Origin of the sequence: Prochlorococcus sp. MIT 1314 (genome assembly GCF_034093315.1) — a bacterium.
GTDB lineage: Bacteria > Cyanobacteriota > Cyanobacteriia > PCC-6307 > Cyanobiaceae > Prochlorococcus_A > Prochlorococcus_A marinus_Y.
Map to the genome: position 1 here is coordinate 1,533,372 of NZ_CP139300.1, position 24,337 is coordinate 1,557,708.

Consider the following 24,337-nt stretch of genomic DNA (forward strand, 5'->3'; position numbering starts at 1 on the left):
CAAATAAAAAAAGGAGCTAATTGCCCCTTTTTTTATATTGACTGTCAATTTAACTATTACCGGATCTCATAAGTCTTATCAAACGATTTAATTTTTCAACTTCTTCGCTTGTTTTACAAAAACTTTTAGCAAGTGATGGCGAACCAACAATTATCGACAATATTTTGGCTCTAGATATCGCAACATTTAGACGATTAGGTTCCAATAGAAAATCAAGTCCGCGAGGAGCATCTTCTCCTGAACTAGAAGTTAGTGAGAATATAGAAATTAATGCTTCTTGTCCTTGAAAGTTATCAACTGTTCCAATATTTAATTTTTTGTTTAACTTACGCTTTAAGTAGTTAACTTGAACATTAAAGGGAGCAATAATGAGGATATCTTCTTCTGAGATAAATTTTTCTTTGTCGGTGGCTAATTTATATTTTGATGATAAAAGTAGTTTTATAAGTTGTTTAATTTTTTCTGCTTCTTCTTCTGATTTTAAAGAGCAATCTTGATGTCTTACAGGGATAAACATGACACCTGAATCAGGATAGACTTTTTTATCTTTTTCTATATAAGCTTGATCCCAAATGATTTTATTTTCACTATTTTTAGTATTTGGTTTAAGCTTCCCTTGGTAAAAAAGTTCCGATACAACATTATTAATATTAGGTGCCATTCGCCAGCTTATTGGTAGAAAGATACCTTTATTACTTGGAATAACTTCTAATCCGTTCATGAGAAATTGTAAACATGATTGTCCAGAATTATTTGGATGACTTGCCTTAGTAGGCATTGCTAATTGCTGAGTATCTCCTACCAAAAGAATTGATTTAGAGTGTTTTGCGATTGTTAGTAAATTTGCTAAAGCGTATTGCCCTGCTTCATCAACCACTAATAGATCAAATATAGAATCAAACTCTTTACTACAGAATTTAGTGGTTGTTGCACCCATCACAGATACATAGTTGCTTATCTTTTTTGGTGGAAGTGTTATGACATTACTATTTGAAAATATTTCATCTTCTCTAGTGTCACATTTAACTATTTTTTGATTGATATTAAGATCTTGAAAAATAGTATCTATTTTTAAAAGCAAATTATCGATTACTTTATGACTATTAGATGTAATTGCGACTCTATAACCTTTTTGTACTAAGTCAGTAATAACCTTACTTGATAATGTTGTTTTACCTGTACCAGGGGGTCCCTGTATTGCGAATAATATTTCGTTATTTTTAAAAATAAAATCTGAAATATATTTATTAATATTGGCAAGATCTTTTTGAATTTTTTCGTTAACTGGGATTAATTCAGGCAATATATCTCTTTCTAAAAGTTTAATTATTGTTGGCGAGATTGTACTATCACCTCTTACCCACTTTTTTGCCTGATCTAAAAGACTTCTTCTTATACCGCTAGTAAAGTAAGCTTCCTCTACTTTTATTAAACATTCATCAATTGCAAGATTCTTTCCAAGTATTCTTTTACTTTCTTTGAATTTTATAGAGCCTTTCTCACAATCAAGTCCATAAGGTTGCACTTTTAGATTTCTTTCACTTTTTGGTAGATATAATCTTAAGCCCCAGGAATTGTTTGCATCTTTTTCTAATTTAATAGGCTGTTCTGGATTAAAGGAATATTCAATATCTTCTGAACTTTCAACTAAACGTGCTTCAGCAATAACTTCATCATCTTTTAAAAGTGATGATGGATTAACAAAAGATTGCTCAAGCCTATCAAAATATCTCCAATAATTAACATCCTGCTCACGAACTAAAAAGCCCAATAAAGAAGCTAAAACTTTTTGTGTTTCCCAACTCCATCCTCTTGGATTAGGTGAAATTGTTCTGATTTTTTTTTGGTTATTATTGAAATCTTGGATTGGAATTTCATTAAATAATATTGAAGCTTCAATATCAATTTCTCTTGGTTGCTCTTCCTTTTTTTTCTCTTGAATAATATTTTGTTCTTCAATATTTAAGTCTGATTTTAATTTTAAAAGCCATTTATTAAGTTTATAAGTAGAGACCAAATCATCCTTGTTATAAAGTCTTATCTCTTCAAGTATTGGACTTAAACCATCTTCAAGTTTGCCTGGTAAAGAAGGCTCGCCAGAATTCTTCCAAAGTTCATATGCCACCATTGATTCTTCAGCGGATTGCATATCCTCTGTTCTGTTCATGTATAGTTTTTCAACCTTTTTGATTGAGTAGCTTTCTTCACCAAGAATGATTGTGTTCTGAACGACTGGCTGGAGATCTATTAATAAATTATTCCTAAGCCAATCAGTTATTTCAGTCATTCGAGTTAAATAGTTTTGTTGAAGATCTCGTAACGCTACTTTTTCGTAATTTGCATAATGATAAATATGAAGATCAGGGAATTTCTTACGTCTTTTCTCTACCCAATCTACAAATTTTTCAAAACTCAGTTTCTCTTCCTCATCTGTATGCGCCCACCAGTAAAAGTCCTTTATTTCATTATTTTCATCAAGGTAAACCACACCAAATAAATATTCGCGCTTTGTTCCGCGTACAAAATCACGAGCTCCTTCTAAGTCAAACCATATATCTCCTTTACTAGGCTTGGGAAGTTTAAAAAGTCCAAAGGAATTGTTCAAATCTTTCAAAATATATTCTGGAATATTTTCATTTTTTCTTGGTTTAATTTGGATCGCAGCTTGCTTCCTTAATCGCTCAAGAATCTCTGGATTTATCCCCGGTATTTTTGTATTAGGTTTTATGGCAGCAAGTTGATCTATGGATAATATTCCCTCAGACCTAAGCTTGTTACGTTGGGTCTTTAACATGTTGTGCACCAATATTAGATCCCTTTTTTTCTTAAGCCTTTCAGTAATAAATTCTGTCCAATTTGAATGATCACCAGGAATATCTTCAGGTTCTTTATTTGGATCAAAATTTCTTAGAAAAGTCTTATATTCATTTTTTTTAAATTGATACCAATCCCAAAATTTATGAACTTCAAAGCATTCGAAAGATCCACCCCCAAGATAAATTTCAAATGTTTTAGGAAGAAATCCAAGAGTTTCATCAAGTAAGTCACAATAACAAAGAGCCTGAATTATAAATTTGATATTCACATTTGATGCGAGTTTGCATTCGATCGGTACATAACTAAAAGATCCAAGTTTCGATGCGATTTCTACTCTTTTAAGCAGATCAACTGCTCCTCTTATTTGATCATTATTAAAACTAGCTTGATATATAAAATCATAACCATGGATCATTGCATCAAAAGATTCTTTATAGTCTGCGTTTGATTGTTTACCTTTAAGTCTTTTAACTTGAAAATTTTTGTTTAGTAAATTTTTTATTAATGTCTCTTCATGTCTAATTCCATCGTTTTTGAGTATTTCATTAAATGGATCTTGTTTAAGCTTTTCTCCTTTAAATAGTTTGCGACGATCTAATTCATTCCACCAAGCAGCTAAGGGACTTTGACAATACAATGCTAATTCACCTGGAGTGAAAGATCTTATTCTTGATTGATTAATCATATTCTGCCTCCAAAATCTCTTTGTTTAAAAAACTTTCTAATTCATTCTTGAGAACACTTTTGATAAACAATTCAAAATTCCTTTCAATTTTTTCTGTTATGGGAATAATATTAATTGTGACTAATTCTCTCCCATTTTTCTTAGTAGAACTTTTAAATAGTTTTAATCCATAATCTAGTAATAATTCTTTGACAATTCTCTCGAAATCTAATTGATTAATTTTAGATTCCATCGAATTTTCAATTAATTGTTGTTTATTTAGAGTTACAAGATGATTCACATGTTCTTTTAATTTGAATTCATCTTCCAGGGATAAATCAATTTCGCGATACATAAAAAAAATATTAGCTTCTTTACTACTAACCGATATGAGATCTTCTTGATTTCGATTCCTGGGATAACAACATAAAGGACTCTATTTTAAATTTTTCATGCTAATTTTTGTATAATAAAAATTTAAATTTTTTATTTAAATAAGAAATTTATATTTTTAGTTACAACTTGCAAAAGCAGAAAAATATTTAGAAAATTTATTTCTTGAAAGTTTTATTTTGTAAAATTTTGTTGACACTAAAATCTAATATATTCAAAATTTTTTGACATTTAATATTGAATTTTAAAAATATCCCGTATCTTAATTAGGTTTTGTTTGCCTCAATTAAATTACTTTTTTAGTTATTTCCATTTTTAGGGTTAGAAAATAAAACACATTGGATCGGTGATAAATTTAAGTTTTAATTTCCAACTAAAATTAGGTGCTTTATAACCGTTCATTTTTGCTTGTTCATAATAATTACATGATTCTCTAAGTTCACCAGCGGCATATTTTCTTCTGGCATTTGCAATAAGAACTTTATTTTCTGTATTCTTTAGAAAATCTTCAGAAATATTTGGTAAACAGTTTTCTTTAACCCACAAAGTTGCTCTTTCACTTTTGTTTTCGATTGCTTTCTTCCAATCAGAACAAGCACCCTCAGCATCACCAATATTTGATTTAAGAATTCCTCTAATAGCATATGCATTTTTTAATTCAATATCTTTATTGATTGCTCTTGAATAATCTTTTATAGAACTTAATTGATGTCCAAGTTTCCAATTCACGATTGCTCGATTATATGAAGCTATACCATGATTAGGATTAATTTCTAATGCTCTATTCAAATCATCCCAAGCTCCAGGGTTATCTTTAATCTGATGTCTTGAGAATGCTCTGTTGAGAAATGCGTAAAAATTGTTTGGGTTTAGTCTTATTGCCTCAGTAAAATATTCAATTGCTAGTTGATGATTATCAAAGTCACTTTGTATATAACCATCTAAAAGTAGTTCTCTTGATCTTTCTAAATCCACGACATTCTTATTATTTGTTGCAAATATTTCATATGGCACCGAAAGCAAAAAAATTAAGAAAGATATTAGAAAAATTGGTCTAATTTTTTTCATGGATTCTTACTTTTTTAGTAGATCGATTATTTATTATTAGATCGATTAATCTTTGGGATTCAAGTTTAACCTCAGGGAAAATATTCTTTTGAAATAATTTATGCATTTTTTCGGATAAATATCCAAACGCGATCACTACATGATCTGTATTATGCCTTTGAATAATTTGTCTTGATATTTTCATTCCATGTTTGCTTAAATACTTCTTTATAAAATAAAAATTGTTTTCAGAGTCAAATTTAAGAAGCATTAGTTCTTTAAACATTTCTTCTTTGTTTAGTTTGGAAATTTTAAGTTCGAATTTTTTTAATTCCAGTTCTATTTCATGGGGCATTGCAGTTACTCGGTCCATAATATAAAAATTGACTTATTTAGATTTAACCGATTTAAATACTTTTTTATTCCTATCCAGGCATATCAAAATATTTACTGTTCCAAAAAATAATTTTTATTACTTTAAAAAAATAGTTATTGAATATTTTTTAATGTTGGTTAGTCCTTTACAAAGAAAAGAATTTGAGAATTGGATCGGCAATTCTTCTATAAAAGAACCTGAAAGAAAAAACTTTTTTAATTGGATAGTAAATAGTCCAGTACAGATTCATATTCTAAGAATACCTCCAGTAAGATGCTCTATAAAAAAAGGTTGGTGTATAGGTTATTACAACGGATATGTCTTTGACATAACGGTATCTATCGATAATTTTGATTGGATGAATTATATCAACAAAGAGTACAAATATATTTCTATCGATTCAGAGGTAATTAATTACTTAAATTGGATTGGAGATATTCCAACTAGTCGTTTTTCTATAGATCAGCGAACTGGATATTTTGATAAAAAAGCACATAAAAAAATAAGTGTATATTTAATTAAAGAGGATGAAAAATTTTATGAGATAGAGGCAGATAAACAAGCAAGTTAACTAATTGATGTTATTTATTAATTAAGCAAGCCTATTCATAATGAAAAAATATTTAATTTCTGGTTTAGTTGATACTTATAGAATCAAATTAAATTTGTTTGCTACATCTCCAAATAGTGCAGTAAGTATTTTTAAAAATAAATATCCAAATGCAGAGGATATTTATGTGATACAAGATTTATTTAAGAGAAAATAATATATTAATTTCTTTTAAAAGTTCGAATGAGGTTCGAATGGAATTTTTTGTAAAAAATAAAACCCTTGCTATTGCTAGCAAATTGCATCTCGCGCACTTTTCATTAGCCAGTAGTTAGTTTTCTTTTGTGGCATGGGATATCGGCGAAAATATAGGTTTGAATAAAGTGTGAATAACTATTTCAGATATGAATTTATTTTCCAAAAAGTTCCTATTTAGGAAAGTGATGGGTGAAAAAAAAGATTTTTACACAAAGAACGCTATTTTAAAATAAGAACTTTCAAACTTCTTTAACTTTTAGGAATGAGATATTCATGGCGTGAGATTAGAATAAATGCTTATAAGTTTTCGAAAGATTGGGCGGGTAAAGGTTATGAAAAGGGACAAAAACAAATTTTCTACTACGAATTCTTTCAGATTTTTGGAATTAAATTCCAGCGTGTTGCACTTTTCGAAAAATATGTAAAAAAGCTAAATAACAAAAAAGGATTCATTGATCTTTTCATGCCTGGTAAAATGCTTGTTGAACAAAAAAGCAAAGGTGGCAACTTAATTGATGCTCATGATCAAGCGATAGAATATTTTGAAGGATTGAAAGATCATGAGTTACCCGATTATGTTTTATTGTCTGATTTTCAGAATTTTGAACTATATAATCTTGTAGAAAAATCAGTTTCCAAATTTAAACTTTCAGAATTATCTGAACATATTGAAAAGTTTGGCTTCATAGTAGGAGTTGAAAAAAAAGTATTTCAAGATCAAGATCCAGTAAATATTAAAGCAGCCTCACTTATAAGTGATCTGTATGATGAGTTATCAATTTCTGGATATCGAGGGGAAGAACTCGGACAATTTTTGATAAGGATTGTTTTTTGTCTTTTTGCTGACGACACAGGTATTTTCGAACAAAGAGGTCAATTCTATGAATTTATCGATACGAAAACAAAAGAAGATGGTTCAGATACTGGAGAGTTTCTATCAAAACTTTTTGAGGTATTAAATACTCCTTTAGATGCAAGATACAACACTCTGGATGATGATATTAATCAATTCCAATACGTTAATGGGGAATTATTTGCCGAAAGATTAAGAATACCCTCCTTTAATTTTGAAATGCGACAAAAGTTACTTAAGGCTTCAGCTTTTGACTGGTCTCAAATTTCTCCAGCAATTTTTGGCTCACTATTTCAAACTGTCATGGAAAATGAAAATAAAAACTTAAGAAGGAAAATTGGTGCACACTACACGACTGAAAGAAACATATTAAAAGTTATTAAACCTTTATTTATGGATGAATTATGGACAGAGTTTTTAAAATTAAAACAACGGAAAGATAGCGGTAGGAAAAAAGATTTAAAGTTATTCCAAAAAAAATTGTCTGAATTGAAATTTCTTGATCCTGCTTGTGGGTGTGGCAATTTTCTTATTATTTCCTATAGAGAGCTGCGAAAACTTGAAATTGAAATTATCAGAGAAATATATACTCATGAAGAGGGTTCTGTTCAACTAGCATTTGATGCAAAATCATTATCAATGATTGATGTAGATCAATTTTATGGATTTGAATTAGAAGGATTTCCATCAAAAATTGCAGAAGTTGCAATGTGGATGATGGATCATCTTATGAACAATCAACTTAGTTTGGAATTTGGTCAGACATTCATAAGACTTCCTCTTTCAAAATCGCCACAAATATTTAATTGCGATGCATTAGAAATTAATTGGAATGACTTTTTGGGTTATGAAAAATGCAATTATATTTTTGGTAATCCGCCTTTTGTTGGTCAAAAGTTTCAAAGTGAGTCTCAAAGAAAACAATTACAAAGAATCTGTAAAACAGCAAAATGTGGGAAAACTATTGATTATGTCAGCGCTTGGTTTTTAAAAGCTTCTGAATTTATGAACAAAGGAAATTGTCAAATAGCTTTTGTTGCAACAAATTCAATTTCTCAAGGAGAGCAAGTTTCACAATTATGGCCAAATCTTTTTCGGGAATATAAAGTACTGATAAATTTTGCACATAGAACTTTCGCATGGGGTTCAGATGCTAGAGGAAAAGCTAACGTTCACGTTGTAATAATTGGTTTAATAAATGAGTCAAATGAATCTAAGAAGAAAAGCCTATACTCTTATGATGATATTGAAGGTGATCCAACTATATCATTTCATAAAAAAATTTCTCCTTACCTTATTGATGCTTCAAAGTTAAATAATCCAAATATAACAGTCAAAACATCTACTAAACCTATCAATGGTCTTCCAATTTTGAAATGTGGTTCTAAACCAGTCGACGGCGGTAATTATATTTTTAAGGATGGTGAGAAAGATTTATTTATAAATAAAGAACCTCTAGCACAAAAATTCATAAAACCTTTTATTGGTAGTAAAGAATTTATTAATGGCGGGCAGAGATGGATACTTACGCTAAAGGATGCTATGCCTAATCAAATTTCTGAAATGCCTAATGTCAAAGATCGCATTCAAAAAGTAAAGGAATTTAGATTATCTAAAACAAGGGAGGCTACAAAAAAACAGGCAGCAACTCCGTTGCTTTTTGAAGATAACGTTTTACCAACCTCGCCTTTTCTTGCTGTTCCCCAATGCAGTGCAAACAAAAGAGAATACATTCCTATTGGATGGCTCGAACCTCCAATTATTCCTAGTGATAAATTAAGAATTATCCTTAATGCCAAAAAATATATTTTTTCAATATTAGTATCTTCAATGCATATGTCTTGGGTAAGACATTTTGGGGGAAGAATTAAAAGTGATTTTCAGTATTCGGTTCATATTTTATATAATAATTTCCCCCTTCCTAAAAATTTAGACAACCATATAAATAAATTGAACTTATCAGCTGATGAAATTTTAAAAGAAAGAAATCATTTCCCAAATATTCCTCTTTCAGATTTATACGACCCTATTTCAATGCCAACTGACTTAAAGAAGTCACATATTAAAAATGATAAATTAGTCGAAAAAATATATAGAAAAAAACCTTTTAAATCAGATCTTGAAAGAGCTGAATATTTACTAAATTTGTATGAAAAACTTTATTGCTAGGCGTTCGAGTCATATTTATAGTTTTGTTCATGCAGCTTTAAGGCCATTTTTTTGTGCCAAAGAAAAGGATTTGGTGCCCTGCAGTCTTAAAAGTCGCGGAATATTATTAGCCACAATCCCTATTTTGTTTGTCGGGAGCAGGGCGGCCATGAGATCAGATTTCTCCTGATCTTCGTAACCTGCAGCGGTTAGCACTTGCAGGTTTGGGAATATATCATCATGACGATCTTGGCTTGTATCAATAAGCTCATCTTGCTTGCCACCCATTGAAAAAATTACGATAAAGTTTTTCGGTATTTTGCCTTCTTTGTTTGCTTTTTTAAAATCAGATACCTGCTTGGAATAAGTGTAAAATAAAATATTTGGATTGTTCTCAGCAATATCAAGCCAATCTAAAAGATATCGGTAAGAGAAAAAGTCGCCAGCATCGTGAATTCTGACAGCTTTTCCTCCTGAAGTGACCCACCAGTCAAAGTCCTGTCTAGTTTCCCAGTCAAAAGAATGTGCCTCGCCTGTTGGTCTAAATTTTTTCGCTTTGAGTTCATTTTGGAGTTTTTGCTTCCAGGCAAATGGGTCACTCATATACTCTTCCAAGTTTTTTGTGTGCGCGTTGACGACAGGTCTAAACGTATATCGCCCAGTCCTTGCGTAACACAACGCTGCACAAATCCCAGCATTGGGACAGGTTTTTATACGGCCGAACTTGTCACTTTTGGCCACCAATGCGGGAATTGACCATACAAAAATACCCAGACCTGCAAGTTCAGAGTTGCCTTTTCGGAGTAGGTCCCGTTTTTGTGTGCTCATGTACTTATAGTTGTGTCTTTGGGTGAGCGGTGGAGTTTATTTTTTTTCGGATATTAGGATTAATTTAATCTATATTTTAATTAGTAACTTTATAAGGTTAACAATTTCTTAAAAAAATAAAACCCCACTGCGCATGTACAAAAACCTAATTAATTTTCTTATGGCTATATAAATGATTAGGTCTTCCATTACCATTTTTTTGATCTTGTCTGATTATTATTTCTTCTGAAAATAAGTGCCTCAATATTCTTCGTGTATGTTGCTCACTAAAGCCTATATTATTTGAAATATCTTTTAAATCTAAATAATCGTTTTTCTGTTTTAATAATTCTAAAATTTTATGTCGACATATCTAGATATATCTGGCTAATAATCAATTTTAATCAATTTCTTATAACTTCTATTGTAGCAATGCTTTTGGCCATGCCCTCGTCGGGACTTGAACCCGAGACCTCTCCCTTACCAAGGGAGTGCTCTACCGCTGAGCTACAAGGGCAATTTAAAGTGGGCCGGGTTGGATTTGAACCAACGTAGGCAGAGCCAGCGGATTTACAGTCCGCCCCCTTTAACCACTCGGGCACCGACCCCCACTATTTGAACTTATCAGTTAATGGACACTTTGTGTGAAATTGTTTTGGTTTTTTTGTTTCTTTCTAGATAGCATTTGTAAAGAAAAGACTTTATTGATGATGAATATTTTATTGATAAATGGCCCAAATTTAAATTTATTGGGAACTAGAGAACCTGAAATATATGGTAAAAAAACATTGAGTGATCTAGAAAAAGATTTAACTAAAGTTGCTAAAGAAAAGAGTATTAATCTTGAATGCTTTCAAAGTAATCATGAAGGAGAAATAGTAGATAAAATTCAGGAGTCTGTTAAAAATATCCAAGGTATTCTTATAAATGCTGGCGCTTTTACTCATACCTCGATTTCTATTCGTGATGCTTTAATTGGATCAAAAATTCCATTTGTAGAGTTACATATTTCAAATATTTATAGTAGAGAAGACTTTCGTAAAGAATCTTTTCTTACAGATAAAGCCATAGGAATAATTAGTGGCTTCGGCATATCAAGTTATTCCCTAGCTCTTGAGGGTATTATTGGGTATTTAAGTAGTAAAGATTAAATGCTAGTCGATTTTAAAAGGCCTTCTTCACAAATTAAATATTTATCCTCATTAACCTCAGATGAGTGGATCAAACTCGCATTATCTAATCCAAAAGATATTCTTATAGACCATGCTCATTGTGAAAGAAAAGCAGCTGGAGTAGCTATTCAATTGATGTTTAGATATCCATCAGAACCAAATCTGGCAGAAGTTCTAAGTCCAATTGCGAGAGAGGAATTAGAGCATTTTGAAAAAATACTTTATTTTTTAAAGGATCTTGGTCATTCTCTTGAGTCCTTAAAACCTCCTCCATATGGTGCCGAGTTGTCAAAGAATATAAGAAAGGAAGAGCCTAATAGAATGCTTGATAGTTTCTTAATCGCAGGACTGATTGAAGCAAGAAGTCATGAAAGATTAGGTTTGCTAGCTCTTAATTGTGAAGACGAATCCTTTAAAGCCCTTTATGAGTCTCTGCTTGAGAGTGAGGCAAGACATTTTGGAGTTTATTGGAAATTAGCGCAAACTAAATTTCCTAAAGACCAAACTTTTATAAGGTTACAGGAATTATCTAAAATTGAGTCAGAAATTCTTGCTGAGACTTTTATGATGCCAAGGGTTCATAGCTAAAAATAATAAGATTAAGAATGTTAATAAAAAAAATTTTTGCAGTTTTTAAAGGTTACAAAAATGATTCAGCATCATTGACCATCGTTGGTGTTGGCCCTGGAGATCCATCGCTTTTAACAATTGCTGCCGTGGATACAATAAAAAAAGCTAAAGTTATAGTTTTTCCAATATCAGATGATAATAAAAAGAGTTTTGCCGCAGAAATAGTCAAGAAATATACGAAATTTAAAAAAAATATACCTATTATCTTTCCAATGGCAAGGAAGGATTTTGATCCTGATGAAATATGGTCTAATGCTGTAGAGAAAATTGTGAAATTTATAAAAAATGGTGAATCAGTTGTTTTACTTTGTCTTGGAGATACTTCATTATTTGCAAGTTCTTCGAATATTTTGAGGATAATAAAGCATAATTATCCAGAAATCACTACCAAAACCATACCTGGTATTTCCTCTGTGTCAGCGGCAGCGGCTTTGAATGATTTTGATTTAGTGAAAAAAAACGAGACCTTGATCATTAAGGAATGCCCTTCTTCAAATTTAGAAATAACCTCACTAATAAGGGAATGCAAAGGAAAGAGAATAGTGTTGGTTATTATGAAAGTTGGGAAAAGATGGAATTTAGTCAGAGATATTTTAAAAAAAGAGCATATCATCAATACAACATTAATAGCTTTAAGTGTTGGTATGCCTGATCAAATTATTCAATATGCTTCACAGTACAAAGAGGCTTTTATGCCTTATTTTTCATTAATTTTGATAAGATTCGATTAATGAATAAAACAGAAAATTTTGCAGAAAATCAATTTACTTGGCAAATATGTAAGAAATTATTATTGATCGTTCTTGAAGATAAGGTTAGTGATGTTTTTGTTTGCGAATTAGTTTGGGAAAGACTTTTTTATATTAGAGATTCACCTACAAATGATTGGGTCTCTAGTTTATTAACTCCTACTTATTGGTCAGGAAAATTTGTAAAAGCTCCTCAAATCATTTCAGAGCGAAACGCATCAGTACATTTGACTCGGTCTATCCCAAAGGAATATAAGCAGGGATTGAAAAATTTTCTTAATTTTAAGGGCTATAGGATTAATGAACTCTATCCAAGGAGAACTAGAAGAGCGACCGCAGTAAATTGGTTGATCTATTGGGCTCTTGAAAATGATTGCTTTTCAAATAATGATGTTGAGATACCAAGGCCTAGTTCACCACCTTCTAATCCAGTAAAGGGACATTTTGGTGATCCAGAAATCAAATAAGTTTCTCTGAATAAGGTAAATGATTCTATTAAAGGTATAGTTGTAATGGATAGTACTTTCTTTGGAGAGAAGAATTGATTCTCCCTACAATAGCAATTATCGGAAGACCTAACGTTGGGAAATCTACCTTAGTTAATCGTCTTTGCCAAAGTAATGATGCAATAGTGTTTGATAAGCCTGGTGTCACAAGAGATAGAACTTATCAAAATGCTTCATGGGGAGGTAAGGAATTTCAAATAGTTGATACTGGAGGTTTAGTTTTTGATGATGATAGTGAATTTCTCCCAGAGATAAGAACGCAAGTTTTCTTGGCACTAGAAGAGGCTTCACTCGCTTTACTGGTGGTAGATGGAAATCAAGGAGTTACTGATGGTGATTTGTCAATCGCAAAATGGTTGAGAAACTCAAGCTGTAAAACAATTGTTGCTGTTAATAAATGCGAATCGACTACTCTTGGAATCTCTTTAGCTTCAGAGTTCTGGAAATTAGGATTGGGTGAACCTTATCCTGTTTCGGCTATTCATGGTTCAGGTACTGGAGATCTTTTAGATCTCGTTATTGGTGAACTTCCTGAAAATAATATCCTTGATGATGAAGAAAAGATAATGATGTCAATTATTGGTAGGCCTAATGTTGGTAAATCTAGTTTGTTAAATTCAATCTGTGGAGAAAAAAGAGCAATAGTTAGTGACATTAGTGGTACTACAACTGATTCAATAGATACGCTTATTAAAAAAGGTGATAATCATTGGAAAATTATTGATACTGCAGGGATTAGAAGAAAGAAAAATGTTAAATACGGCACTGAATTCTTTGGTATTAATAGGGCTTTTAAATCTATAGATAGAAGTGATGTTTGTGTTTTAGTTATAGATGCTATTGATGGAGTAACTGATCAAGACCAGAAGCTGGCTGGGCGCATAGAAGAACAAGGCAGAGCTTGCATTATTGTTGTAAATAAATGGGATCTTGTAGAAAAAAATAGTTCAACAATTTATCAAGTAGAAAAAGAACTTAGATCTAAACTTTATTTTTTACACTGGTCAAAAATGATTTTTATATCTGCCCTAACTGGTCAAAGAGTTGATAATATTTTTGAGCATGCTCTTAATGCTGTAAATCAACATAGAAGAAGAGTTACAACATCTGTAGTTAATGAAGTACTTAAAGAATCAATCAGTTGGAAAAGTCCTCCAACTAAGAGAAGCGGCAAGCAAGGTAGGCTTTATTACGGTACTCAAGTAAAGAACAAACCTCCCACTTTTACTCTTTTTGTAAATGACCCTAAATTATTCGGAATAACTTATAGAAGATATATTGAAAAACAAATTAGAGTAAATTTAGGTTTTGAAGGAACACCCCTCATTTTACTTTGGAGAGGAAAACAGCAAAGAGCTTTAAATAAAGAAGTCGAAAGAGAAAATATTGAGTTAATTCAAAAAGATTAATGAATTTGCTTACCAAATTTTCTGTTGGTCAATACGTTCATGGTAATAGCAGTTGGCTAAGAATTATAGATAGTAGATTAAAAATAATTATGGTAATGATATTTTTAATCACTCCAATTTGGGCAGGTCCAATATGGAGATTGAGTTTAGTGGGTTTTTTACTATTAATTACTTTTTTAAGTTTATTGCCATCTAGAGTATGGTGGCGATCATTATTTTTTCTCTCATGTTTGTCAATATTAATTGGATGTATATCAATACTTGCCTCGTCTGATATTCAATCTCTTGATGGCTACTTAAGAAATCCCAATGAGTTGCAAGTAGTACTGGAAAGCCAAAAAGAATGGAATATTTTGCAAATTCCTTCGCAGAAGATATGGTTTATTAATTTTGGTCCCTACAACTTATCAAGAAAAGCTTTTGAATTAGGAATAAAAACCTCAACCTTGATTTTTACCGTTATTCATAGTGTTAATTTGATGCTTTTAACCACATTGCAAGAAGACATTGTATGGGGATTAAGTTGGTTTATGTATCCATTAAGAAAGATTGGATTGCCTACTAGTAAGTGGCTTTTTCAGTTGTTAATTGCATTACGTTTTATTCCTCTAGTGCAGGAAGAATTTCAAAATATCATTAAATCAGTGTCAGTTAGATCAATAAATTTGCGAAGTTTAGGACTAAAGAAATCCTTTAATGTTTTATTAATCTTAGTGGAAAGGTTATTTCAAAATATATTCCTGAGAATTGATCAAGGCGCAGAATCATTGCTTTCTAAGAAAGAAATTATTATAAAAACTAATAGATTTAGAACTTTTTATCCTTCTAAATCTATTAGTGTAATTGTTAATACATTATCGATATGTTTTGTTTGCATAGCAATTTTTCTTAGAAAACAGTATGGTGCATTATAAATAATTTAATATTTAAGTTTGAGTTCCGAGCGTTATTTAAATCATCCAACATTTGGTATGTTGTACCAAGTCTCTCCTGGAAATGATGGAAGAGATATTTATGCAACCTTATATGCACAAAAAATGTTTTTTTTGGTGGAAATCAAACAGAGAGAAGTTATCTTTGAAGTTATACCTTATTTAGATGCCCGTAATCAGGCCGAAGTAAATCTTCAAAAAGCTAGAAGAAAAGGATCTGAAGATCTATCTAAATGGGAAAATTTATTCAAACAAACTTTCCTTTAAAAGGTGAACCCTTCAAATTATTTAAAAATAAAAAATAAAATCCCATCAAATGTAAATATTCTTGCAGTAAGTAAAGGATTTAAAAGTCAAGAAATCAAGACTATTCAAAATATAGGTCAGAATGATTTTGGTGAGAGTAAGTTTCAAGAGGCTTTTGAGAAGCAATTAATCCTAAAAGATCTTAAACAAATAAGATGGCACTTTATTGGACGAATACAAAGTAATAAGGTTAGAAAGATAGTGAAAAATTTTAAATATATTCATTCAGTAGATTCATTTGAAAAGTTGCAAAAAATTTCTAATATTTCATTTGAAGAGAAGAAAAATCCATTAATAATGCTGCAGGTTAAGTTTAGTAATGACCCTACTAAAGGAGGTTTTAATCCTGAACTTTTAATATTGAAATGGAGAGAAATTAAAGAATTGAAAAATATCACAATAACCGGTTTGATGACTATTAATCCTAAAGGACTTAGCTCTAAAGAAAAATTAGCATTGTTTAAAAAATGTCGCTCTCTAGCGGATTCACTTCAACTGCCAGATTGTTCAATGGGAATGTCAGGGGATTGGGAGGAAGCTATTGACGCTGGATCCACTTGGTTAAGATTAGGATCTTTAATTTTTGGAGATAGATCTTAATTAGTTATTTTTTATAAAAATCTTATCTATAAACTTGCAGTAAAGTACAAGTAACGTTATTTAAGTATAGGTAGTTTATTCATTTAAAAAATGAATCTATTACTTAAGGTTCTTATACCTTAGTAATCAATTTCAAGAGGATTTAAAAGGTGTCACTTATTTCTAAATTAAAGGCAGTTGTTGCAGGGGATGAGTATCTCGATGATGATTTTGATGAGTTGGATTATGCATCAGAGGATGAATTAAATGATATTAATGATTTCAAACAAAATCAAAGAAATTCTAATGCCCTAGCAAGTTCAAATCCATTCGATTTTATGAATAACAACAGATCATCAAAAGTAGTTGGAATGCCAGGGATCTCCAATTCATCTTCAGAAGTAAGCTTAATGGAGCCAAGAAGTTTCGATGAGATGCCTCAAGCTATACAATCATTAAGAGAGAGAAAAACTGTAATTCTTAATTTAACCATGATGGATCCTGATCAGGCGCAAAGAGCGGTTGATTTTATTGCTGGGGGGACATATGCAATTGATGGGCATCAAGAGAGAGTGGGTGAAAGTATTTTTCTTTTTGCTCCAAGTTGTGTAAATGTAACTAGTTCTTCTCCAGAAGAAGCTTCTCCTTCTAATGTGTCTACGAATAATACATCACAATATAGTTTGGAAAAAAACACTGCTCCTGAACCAGCATGGGGTAATTCTAAATTAAGTGCTTATTCATGATTAATCTGTGACTCATAAAATTGCGATTATTGGTTTTGGAAATATTGCAAAAGCTATAATTACACCTTTATTAGATAAAAAATTAATTAAGCCAGAAAACGTTTATTGTGTTGTAAATTCAAAGAAAAGTTTAGAACATATAAAAGAAAATTATAAATATAATATAAATATTTTTGATTCAAGTTCTAAAGACTCAAAAATAGTTTGGGATTGTAAAGTTAAACTTCTTTCAGTCAAACCCCAGCATCTTAAAGATATTGCTGAGGCAGATAATATAAAAACCAAGGACAATTTATTAGTTTCAATTCTTGCGGGAGTTTCAATAAATCGACTTACTCAAAAATTTCCAAACCATAAATGTGTGAGAGTTGTTACGAATATTCCAATAACTGTAGGAAAGGGTTTAACAGGAATTGCATGGGGTGAAAAAATCACAAAAGATCAGAAACAATTTACAAAAGAATTATTTCAAAATACTAGTAAGATTTATGAATTTACTGAAGATTCCCTTGATATATTTTTAGCTTTAACTTCATCAGGTCCTGCAATTATTGCTTTAATTATAGAAGCACTAAGTGATGGTGGTTTGAGTGGTGGATTACCAAAAATGCTTTCTGAAGAACTTGTTATGGAGATGATACTAGGAACTATCAGTCTAATAAAAGAAGAAAAACTAACTACTTCTGATGTTAAAAATTTAGTAACCTCTCCAGGCGGAACTACTATTTCTGCTTTAAGGGTTTTAGAGAAAAAGAGTATAAGGTCGGCATTAATTGAATCAATAGTTTCGGCTAGAAATCGAAGTAAAGATTTTAGTTAGTTTTTGCAATTATTTCTTAAGTTCATATAAGCTTTCTCAAGCGAATTTATATTTTTAGAAATTGTATACCTTTCAAGTACTCTCTCTCTAGCTTTCTTCCCAAGATCTTTTGTGAATGAAGGGTGTTCTACCAGAATTGGGATTATAGTTTTTAGTTGTTCAGCCACATTATCAGTTGAAATTACTATTCCTGCTCCATTATCCAAAACTTCACCATCAGCACCAGCATCTGTTGCTACGCATGCAGTACCAGTAGACATTGCCTCTAGAAGTGATAATGACAAACCCTCTACTAAGCTTGGTAAGAAAAATACTTCTGCTATTTGCATTATCGCTACTCTAGTTTCTAAATCTAATTCGGCACCCCACCAAATTAATTGCTCTTTACTAATGTTAGAAAAACTATTTTCAAGTGTTGACTTCATTGGTCCATCTCCAACAATAACTAATTTGCAATTATTTTTTTTTGTTTGGCGCCAAGAACGTAAAAGTGATTCGATATTTTTCTCACTTGCAATCCTTCCCATATATAAAAAGATTCTTGCATTGCCAAGCTTATTTTTTACCTCATCATATTTTTTGTTTCTTTCGCAAAAAGGTTCCCAAATATTTTCATCAACTCCGTTTGGGATAATTATTTGTTTTTCTTTTGGTACTCCAAATTTCTCAAGAACATTTTTCTGAGGTTCTGAGAAAACGACTATTTTGTCGAACTTGGATAGAGATGGAGCATATAGTTGATATGTTAGTTGTTGAGTGCTTGCAGTTAAATTTCTATTATTAGCGTCGAATGCTGGGTGAAATGTTCCTATAAGTGGGACATTAACTTCATTACAAATCTCTGGGAGTCTAAAATCTAAAGGAGATAAAGTTAGACTAGCATGTACGATATCTGGTTTTAATTTTTTCAGTGATAATCGTAGCTCTTTTTCTGCTCTTGGAGAAGGTATAGTATAAACTTGGGACTTGATTAAATATGGGAGACTTACTTCAGGATCATTTGCCAGAAATAATGGTTTTGATGAATTTGAAATAGATGGATTATCGAAATGAATAAAACTAATTTTATGTCCTCTGGCCTTTAATTTTTCCGTAGTTGCATTACCATAAGATACATTCCCACAGAATGGAGATTTTTTACCCAGCCACGCAATATGAACCAAATTAATTGAATAAACTATTTATTAAGTTAACAGTCAAAGTACCCAAGGTCATAATTTTAAAATTTGTTAATGTTGAATCATGCTAACTATATAATTCTCTCAGGATTTTTAGTGAAGATAGATCTTTCTCTAATTGAGCAGATATCCAAGTTTCAATAATAAATAATATTTTAAGCCAAACTTTTTTAGGCCCTAATAATTCCCCATTGGATTTTATTGGTAATTCTGGAAAAAGCAGTCTCTGTAATAAGGCGACTTCAGATGAATTTATTTTAAGGTTACTTTGAGGATCTTCGATAGATGAAAAGCCTTCATTTGGCAAAAAATAACAACTCCATTCCCAATTTCCTAAAGGCGGAATAATAGGAGCGCCTGTTTTACAGCAGTGATGAATTGGTAAATTAATCCCCCCGATAGCTAATAGATGAATTAATGATTGAATACTCATCGAAAGTATTTTAATATCTTCTTCTTTAGATTCCTCATATAAAGAAATCCTATCTAAATGAGCAAGAACACAAGATAAATAGTTTTGTTGCCGGTCATTATTTCCTACTAATAAAAATGTTAATTCAGTTATTGCCTGTGCAGCTGCAAGGCATTCAATATTTTTCCCCAAACCAGAATAGCTTTTTAATATTTTAAGTTGACGTACAGACTTAAGATTTCTTTTGCCAAAAATCTGCAAACTTAAATATGTTAAAGGAGTAGCGGCGGCAAGACTACTTTTTGGTCGTCGAGCACCAGGTACAGCTAATCGAATAATTCCTTGCTCGTCGGTAAGAATAGTTATTAATCTATCGTTTTCTCCTAATGGAGAAGCTTTAATACAGAGACCTTCTAGTCTGCACTCACCAGAACCAGACATTTAAATAACTTTTACTTCTTGAAAAATTTCATAAAAATTAGAAGTTCCCACGCTACTAATACCATTATCAAACAAATCAATAACTTGTTTCAATTTTTTTACGCCACCTACTACTTTAATTTTATTTTGGGAGCCTGTTATTTTTAGTATTTCAGCCACATCATTCAATGTAATAGGAGGCCCAAACCCATCTCCGAATTGAAAATTTTTTATTCCTAATTCCAAACATATTTCTATAGCATTATACAAAACTTCTTCTTGAAGTTTTGATTTATTTATGATTATTGAAACTGGTAATCCAGATAACTTAACTTGATCAATTTCAGCGGCAAAAGTTTCTAAATTTCTCTTAGATAAATTAATAAAGTTTGGGATATATTCAATTCCGTTTGCACCTTTATCTTTTGCAAAAATAACTAATTCTTCAATAAAGGAAACTGGTAAATCTGCTAAAGGGTAAGAAATTAGTGCATTTATGTTTGCGCTGTAATTGCTTAAACGATTTTTAAAATGATCTAAATAATTCAATGAAGTAGAAATATTCTTGATATTATAATTTTTTATTAAATCGCAATTCGTGCAGAAATCCTCCCAAGTTAGATAGGGGTTAATGATAATTGCATGAATTTTCTCGTTTAATTCATATTCAATATTTGACATTTAAAAGTTATTTAGATTGAATCAGTCCATAACCTCCATGATTCCTCTTATATATAACTTGAAGTTCATTATTTTTTTTATTTCTAAAAACATAAAAATCATGATCAATTAGATCTAATTGTTTTCTTGCTTCTTCTGATGAAATTGGATTCATTTCAAAGTATTTATTTTTTATAGATGGCTCAGGCAGACTTGTTTCTATGCCTTTTTTAAATAAAGCTTTTTCTAAAAGTCCTGATTCCTTACTTTCAATTGGGAAAGATTCTTTATTTTTAAATTGATTATTATGGGCTGTTTTATTCTTTCTTTCTTTGTATTTACGTAATTTTCTACAAAGTTTATTTGAAACTAGATCAATGCTTGAGTATAGATTTTCAGTTTTTTCTTCAGCCCGAATTACTGTACCATTTGCAAAAATTGTAACTTCTGCAGTTTGGAACGAGACTCTTGGATTCTTTTCTATTGAAAGGTGTATGTCGGCTTCTTTAACGATATCCTTATAGTGATGTGTGGCTTTTTCTATCTTTGCTTCAGTATATTGTTTTAATGCTCCAGTGAGCTCAAGATTTTTCCCATGGATTAAAATTCTCATAACAAATCTAAAAATATTTACTTACTTTCTAAATTTACTTAAATATGGTTAATAGAACAGCAATAATTAAACAACCTGATAAGATTTCTTCTTTTAATGATGTTTATAAATTACAAAAAGAATATCAGGAGGAATTGATTTTAGATAACTCTAACCCTGATTTTATTTGGATAGGGGAGCATCAACTCTGTTATACGTTGGGTAGAGGATCTAATTACGATAATTTATTATTTTCTCTGAATAATCATAATTATGATGTTTATAAGATTGATAGAGGTGGTGAGGTTACTTGCCATATGCCAGGACAATTAGTAACTTACTTGGTTTTAGATTTGAAAAATTTTAATAAAGATTTAAATTGGTATTTAAGAAAAATTGAAGAAATTATTATTAAAATTCTTGGGACTTTTAATATAGATTGTCATTCTAGAAAAGGGTTTACTGGTGTTTGGATAGGAAATAAGAAAATTGCTTCAATTGGAATTGGATGTAAAAGATGGATTACGATAAATGGATTTTCAATTAATATTGACTGCGAATTAGAAAACTTTAATAAAATTGTTCCCTGCGGAATAGAAAATTGTCTGATGGCAAATATGATTGATTACAACAAAAATTTAAATATTCAAGAAGTCAAGATAATTGTTAAAAAAATCATTCAAGAAGAATTTAATTTTGATTTTGTATCAAAATAGAAATTAAAATTTCACAATCAATTTGATATGGGTGATTTAGCGTATTGGCCTTCAGCCAAACCTCTTTCTCAAAAAGATAAATTTTCTAAAAATAGAGATTTTATTGATAAGCTTAATCATATAGATCAAATTTGGGAAAATTTAAAATTTAAATGTGGTAATACTTTAGCTGTTTGCGATTTAAGAGGGAAATACAAAGAAAAATTTTCTTATTCTGAGCTGGCTGATTTAATAACAAAAGTCTCTTTTTCTTTTAAAAATTATGGCTTAGTAAAAGGGGATGTAGTCACTGTAATATCTGAAAATTCTCCAAGATGGCTAGTATCAGATCAAGGCTTAATGCGTTTAGGAGCAATAAATGCAGTTAGAGGTATTAATTCTCCTTCCGTAGAATTAGACTATATTATTGATCATTCTAATTCAGTAGGACTAATAGTTCAATCTAAGGAAATTTGGCTAAAATTAAACAATAGGGAAGAATTAAAAAAAAGATTAAAATTTATAGTTAATTTAGAAGATGAACAATTTGAAAGTTTAATAAGTTGGAATCAATTTATAAGTGCAGGAGAAAAAGAAAATTCAAAAAATAATATTATTGAAAAATTTAATCCAAAAATTGATGATGTTGCTACCATTCTTTATACCTCAGGTACAACAGGAAAACCTAAAGGTGTCCCCTTGACTCATGCAAATTTTTTACATCAAATAATTAATTTGGCTTATATCGCTGATCCAGAACCTGGGACCTCTGTATTAAGCGTATTGCCTATCTGGCATTCTTATGAGAGGAGTGCTGAATACTTCTTTTTTTCATGTGGTTGCTCACAATACTATACAATCCCAAAATTTCTGAAAGATGATATTACACAAATAAAACCTGTTGTCATGGCCACTGTCCCAAGACTATGGGAGGCAATACATGATGGTTTTTTTCAGGCTTTAAAAAAAATGCCTTCCAAGAAGCAAAAACTTATTAAGTTTTTGATAAGTAATAGTTCAGTTTTTAAAAGAAGTCTAAGAAAGATAAGAAATTTAGATATCAATCAAATAACTTTTAAATCAAAAATTCCCTTAATGGGTTCTGTTATTGGTCGATATCCTTTACATAAATTGTCTACTATTTTTTTATGGCCGAATATTCTTAGACAACTATGCGGAGAAAAACTGAAATTTCCTATTAACGGCGGAGGTGCATTGCCAGAACATGTGGATCTTTTTTTTGAATCTTTAGGTGTAGACGTTTTGGTGGGATATGGCCTGACAGAAACTAGTCCAGTATTGACTTGTAGGAGAAGAGAATTAAATGTTAGAGGATCATCCGGTCAGCCTCTAGCATTTACTGAAATCAAAATAGTAAATGATGATAAAAAAAAGATTCTGAAGTTCAGAGAAGTCGGAAAAATTCTCGTTAAGGGACCACAAGTAATGAAAGGTTATCTTAATAATGAATTAGCTACAAAAGATGTTTTATCCAAGGATGGTTGGTTTGATACTGGTGATTTAGGTTTCCTAATACCTAATGGCTCTCTTTTTATAACAGGAAGAGCCAAGGATACAATAGTGCTTTCAAGTGGTGAAAATATAGAACCGAATCCGCTTGAGACCGAAATCCTTAGTTCTGAATTTATTAATCAGATTCAACTAGTAGGACAAGACAAGAAATGTTTAACAGCCCTTGTAGTGCCTAATGTCGAATTGGTTAAAAACAAGTTTTTGGAAGAAGACCTTTCGGAATTAAACCTGAATAAAAATATTGGTACATTTTTTAAATCACAAATTAATAATTTGCTTAAAAGTCGATTAGGAGCAAGATCAGAAGAACAAATATTAGATTGTTATTTTGTTGATGCCTTTACTTTAGAAAATGGTTTGTTAACACAAACTCTTAAACAAAAAAGAAAAGAAATAGAAAAAAAGTATTCATTACAAATAGAAAATATGTATGAAAACAAATTTAGTAAGAAAATTTGATTTGTTCTATCTATATTTAATAAGGTAATTTAATTTTTTATGGAAACAAAAAACTCAATATCTATAAAGCGCTCAATAGCTATTAAAGCTGTAGTTACACCAACTTGGAAGGAAGATGCTGAAAAAGAATTAAGTAAAGCAATTTCAAACATTGACCAGCAATTATCTCAACTTGAGCAGGAGGGGCAGCAAATAGTAAATAATATTAGATCCCAATCGGTTAATCCTCTAGATCCAAGAGTTCAAGAACAGGTTAGTCAGGTCCAACAACAAGTTGCAGCAAAACGAAATGAAATTGAAGAACAAAAAAGAAATCTACTTCAACAACAGAGTCAAGTTCGCGAATTAAAAATGGACGAAATTGTTGATCAAGGACAAGTAGATAGTTTCTGTGATGTCACTGTGGGCGACAATCTTATTGAAAAAATGCAAGTCTCAATTACTGTTAAAGATGGAGTTATTCAATCTATAGATAATAATTAAATAAAAAGATTTAGTATGTTGGATTAAAATAGATCTTAATTGCGAAAATTTTTAAATTCTAATCGATCTAAATTATTACTTTCTTAAGTTTTAAGAGTTTCCACTGTGAACATGATTTCGTATAATTAGATCAAGAGTTTAAA

At 30.9% G+C, this 24,337-nt stretch carries 25 protein-coding genes and 2 tRNA genes; 16 read left to right on the forward strand and 11 right to left on the reverse strand.

What is annotated here, in order from left to right:
- Window positions 1-49 precede the first annotated feature (49 nt).
- The 4 genes from SOI86_RS08710 to SOI86_RS08725 form a co-directional block, all read right to left on the reverse strand.
- Complete coding sequence (locus SOI86_RS08710; protein ID WP_320681424.1) at window positions 50-3,502, reverse strand: TM0106 family RecB-like putative nuclease; 3,453 nt, start codon at window positions 3,500-3,502, stop codon at window positions 50-52.
- Window positions 3,495-3,836, reverse strand: coding sequence for a hypothetical protein (locus tag SOI86_RS08715; protein ID WP_320681425.1), 342 nt, complete (start codon window positions 3,834-3,836; stop codon window positions 3,495-3,497). The genes SOI86_RS08710 and SOI86_RS08715 overlap by 8 nt, the downstream gene beginning before the upstream one ends.
- A gap of 359 nt (window positions 3,837-4,195) precedes the next feature.
- Window positions 4,196-4,942, reverse strand: coding sequence for a hypothetical protein (locus tag SOI86_RS08720; protein WP_320681426.1), 747 nt, complete (start codon window positions 4,940-4,942; stop codon window positions 4,196-4,198).
- Window positions 4,929-5,294, reverse strand: coding sequence for a hypothetical protein (locus SOI86_RS08725; RefSeq protein ID WP_320681427.1), 366 nt, complete (start codon window positions 5,292-5,294; stop codon window positions 4,929-4,931). The genes SOI86_RS08720 and SOI86_RS08725 overlap by 14 nt, the downstream gene beginning before the upstream one ends.
- A gap of 10 nt (window positions 5,295-5,304) precedes the next feature.
- Between SOI86_RS08725 and SOI86_RS08730 the strand changes: the two genes are divergently transcribed.
- The 3 genes from SOI86_RS08730 to SOI86_RS08740 all read left to right on the forward strand — a co-directional run bounded on the left by SOI86_RS08730 (window position 5,305) and on the right by SOI86_RS08740 (window position 9,127).
- A complete protein-coding gene (locus SOI86_RS08730) occupies window positions 5,305-5,868 on the forward strand; it encodes a hypothetical protein (protein ID WP_320681428.1) in 564 nt (187 codons plus the stop codon).
- A 40-nt stretch (window positions 5,869-5,908) separates the two neighbouring features.
- The gene (locus SOI86_RS08735; RefSeq protein ID WP_320681429.1) at window positions 5,909-6,064 is read left to right on the forward strand and encodes a hypothetical protein; all 156 of its coding nucleotides are present in this window, start codon (window positions 5,909-5,911) and stop codon (window positions 6,062-6,064) included.
- 303 nt (window positions 6,065-6,367) lie between these two features.
- Window positions 6,368-9,127, forward strand: a complete 2,760-nt coding sequence (locus SOI86_RS08740; RefSeq protein ID WP_320681430.1) for a DNA methyltransferase — start codon at window positions 6,368-6,370, stop codon at window positions 9,125-9,127.
- 27 nt (window positions 9,128-9,154) lie between these two features.
- Here SOI86_RS08740 and SOI86_RS08745 read toward each other — a convergent pair whose 3' ends face one another.
- The 3 genes from SOI86_RS08745 to SOI86_RS08755 form a co-directional block, all read right to left on the reverse strand.
- Window positions 9,155-9,934 carry a GP88 family protein gene (locus tag SOI86_RS08745; protein ID WP_320681431.1) on the reverse strand — a complete coding sequence of 260 codons (780 nt, stop codon included), beginning with the start codon at window positions 9,932-9,934 and terminating at the stop codon, window positions 9,155-9,157.
- 424 nt (window positions 9,935-10,358) lie between these two features.
- Window positions 10,359-10,430, reverse strand: a tRNA-Thr gene (locus SOI86_RS08750).
- Window positions 10,431-10,439: 9 nt separating this feature from the next.
- A tRNA-Tyr gene (locus tag SOI86_RS08755) sits at window positions 10,440-10,521 on the reverse strand.
- Between the two features lie 102 nt (window positions 10,522-10,623).
- On the opposite strand from SOI86_RS08755, the gene aroQ reads away from it, so the two are divergent.
- The 10 genes from aroQ (at window position 10,624) to proC (ending at window position 17,762) form a co-directional block, all read left to right on the forward strand.
- Window positions 10,624-11,064, forward strand: coding sequence for a type II 3-dehydroquinate dehydratase (aroQ, locus tag SOI86_RS08760; RefSeq protein WP_320682521.1), 441 nt, complete (start codon window positions 10,624-10,626; stop codon window positions 11,062-11,064).
- A complete protein-coding gene (locus SOI86_RS08765) occupies window positions 11,065-11,673 on the forward strand; it encodes a tRNA-(ms[2]io[6]A)-hydroxylase (RefSeq protein ID WP_320681432.1) in 609 nt (202 codons plus the stop codon).
- A gap of 17 nt (window positions 11,674-11,690) precedes the next feature.
- Window positions 11,691-12,446, forward strand: a complete 756-nt coding sequence (locus SOI86_RS08770; protein ID WP_320681433.1) for a precorrin-2 C(20)-methyltransferase — start codon at window positions 11,691-11,693, stop codon at window positions 12,444-12,446.
- On the forward strand, window positions 12,446-12,931 hold the full coding sequence (locus tag SOI86_RS08775; protein ID WP_320681434.1) for a DUF1823 family protein: 486 nt from the start codon (window positions 12,446-12,448) through the stop codon (window positions 12,929-12,931). The genes SOI86_RS08770 and SOI86_RS08775 overlap by 1 nt, the downstream gene beginning before the upstream one ends.
- Before the next feature lie 74 nt (window positions 12,932-13,005).
- Window positions 13,006-14,379, forward strand: a complete 1,374-nt coding sequence (gene der, locus SOI86_RS08780) for a ribosome biogenesis GTPase Der (RefSeq protein WP_320681435.1) — start codon at window positions 13,006-13,008, stop codon at window positions 14,377-14,379.
- On the forward strand, window positions 14,379-15,293 hold the full coding sequence (locus SOI86_RS08785; RefSeq protein WP_320681436.1) for an energy-coupling factor transporter transmembrane component T: 915 nt from the start codon (window positions 14,379-14,381) through the stop codon (window positions 15,291-15,293). Before der ends, SOI86_RS08785 begins: the two co-directional genes overlap by 1 nt.
- A gap of 18 nt (window positions 15,294-15,311) precedes the next feature.
- Complete coding sequence (locus tag SOI86_RS08790) at window positions 15,312-15,578, forward strand: PII-interacting protein PipX family protein (RefSeq protein ID WP_320681437.1); 267 nt, start codon at window positions 15,312-15,314, stop codon at window positions 15,576-15,578.
- 3 nt (window positions 15,579-15,581) lie between these two features.
- A complete protein-coding gene (locus SOI86_RS08795; protein WP_320681438.1) occupies window positions 15,582-16,217 on the forward strand; it encodes a YggS family pyridoxal phosphate-dependent enzyme in 636 nt (211 codons plus the stop codon).
- A 149-nt stretch (window positions 16,218-16,366) separates the two neighbouring features.
- Window positions 16,367-16,942, forward strand: a complete 576-nt coding sequence (locus SOI86_RS08800) for a cell division protein SepF (protein ID WP_320681439.1) — start codon at window positions 16,367-16,369, stop codon at window positions 16,940-16,942.
- A 7-nt stretch (window positions 16,943-16,949) separates the two neighbouring features.
- Window positions 16,950-17,762 carry a pyrroline-5-carboxylate reductase gene (proC, locus tag SOI86_RS08805; RefSeq protein ID WP_320681440.1) on the forward strand — a complete coding sequence of 271 codons (813 nt, stop codon included), beginning with the start codon at window positions 16,950-16,952 and terminating at the stop codon, window positions 17,760-17,762.
- On the opposite strand, the gene SOI86_RS08810 is transcribed toward proC, so the two are convergent.
- From SOI86_RS08810 to hpf, 4 genes are all read right to left on the reverse strand, one after another.
- Complete coding sequence (locus tag SOI86_RS08810; RefSeq protein ID WP_320681441.1) at window positions 17,759-18,925, reverse strand: glycosyltransferase family 4 protein; 1,167 nt, start codon at window positions 18,923-18,925, stop codon at window positions 17,759-17,761. The two genes, proC and SOI86_RS08810, sit on opposite strands and share 4 nt — an antisense overlap.
- A gap of 82 nt (window positions 18,926-19,007) precedes the next feature.
- Entirely contained in the window at window positions 19,008-19,793 is a 786-nt protein-coding gene (gene recO / locus SOI86_RS08815) for a DNA repair protein RecO (RefSeq protein ID WP_320681442.1), read from the reverse strand.
- Complete coding sequence (locus tag SOI86_RS08820; protein ID WP_320681443.1) at window positions 19,794-20,453, reverse strand: 2-deoxyribose-5-phosphate aldolase; 660 nt, start codon at window positions 20,451-20,453, stop codon at window positions 19,794-19,796.
- A gap of 7 nt (window positions 20,454-20,460) precedes the next feature.
- Window positions 20,461-21,045 (reverse strand): ribosome hibernation-promoting factor, HPF/YfiA family, encoded by a 585-nt coding sequence (hpf, locus tag SOI86_RS08825; RefSeq protein WP_320681444.1) that lies wholly within the window; start codon window positions 21,043-21,045, stop codon window positions 20,461-20,463.
- A 44-nt stretch (window positions 21,046-21,089) separates the two neighbouring features.
- Between hpf and lipB the strand changes: the two genes are divergently transcribed.
- Genes lipB through SOI86_RS08840 form a run of 3 tightly spaced genes read left to right on the forward strand, consistent with a single transcriptional unit; the run spans window position 21,090 to window position 24,194 of the window.
- On the forward strand, window positions 21,090-21,740 hold the full coding sequence (gene lipB / locus SOI86_RS08830) for a lipoyl(octanoyl) transferase LipB (RefSeq protein WP_320681445.1): 651 nt from the start codon (window positions 21,090-21,092) through the stop codon (window positions 21,738-21,740).
- Between the two features lie 27 nt (window positions 21,741-21,767).
- A complete protein-coding gene (locus SOI86_RS08835) occupies window positions 21,768-23,711 on the forward strand; it encodes an AMP-binding protein (RefSeq protein ID WP_320681446.1) in 1,944 nt (647 codons plus the stop codon).
- 39 nt (window positions 23,712-23,750) lie between these two features.
- Window positions 23,751-24,194: a YlqD family protein gene (locus SOI86_RS08840; protein WP_025880659.1), complete on the forward strand. Its 444-nt coding sequence runs from the start codon at window positions 23,751-23,753 to the stop codon at window positions 24,192-24,194.
- Window positions 24,195-24,337: the final 143 nt, after the last annotated feature.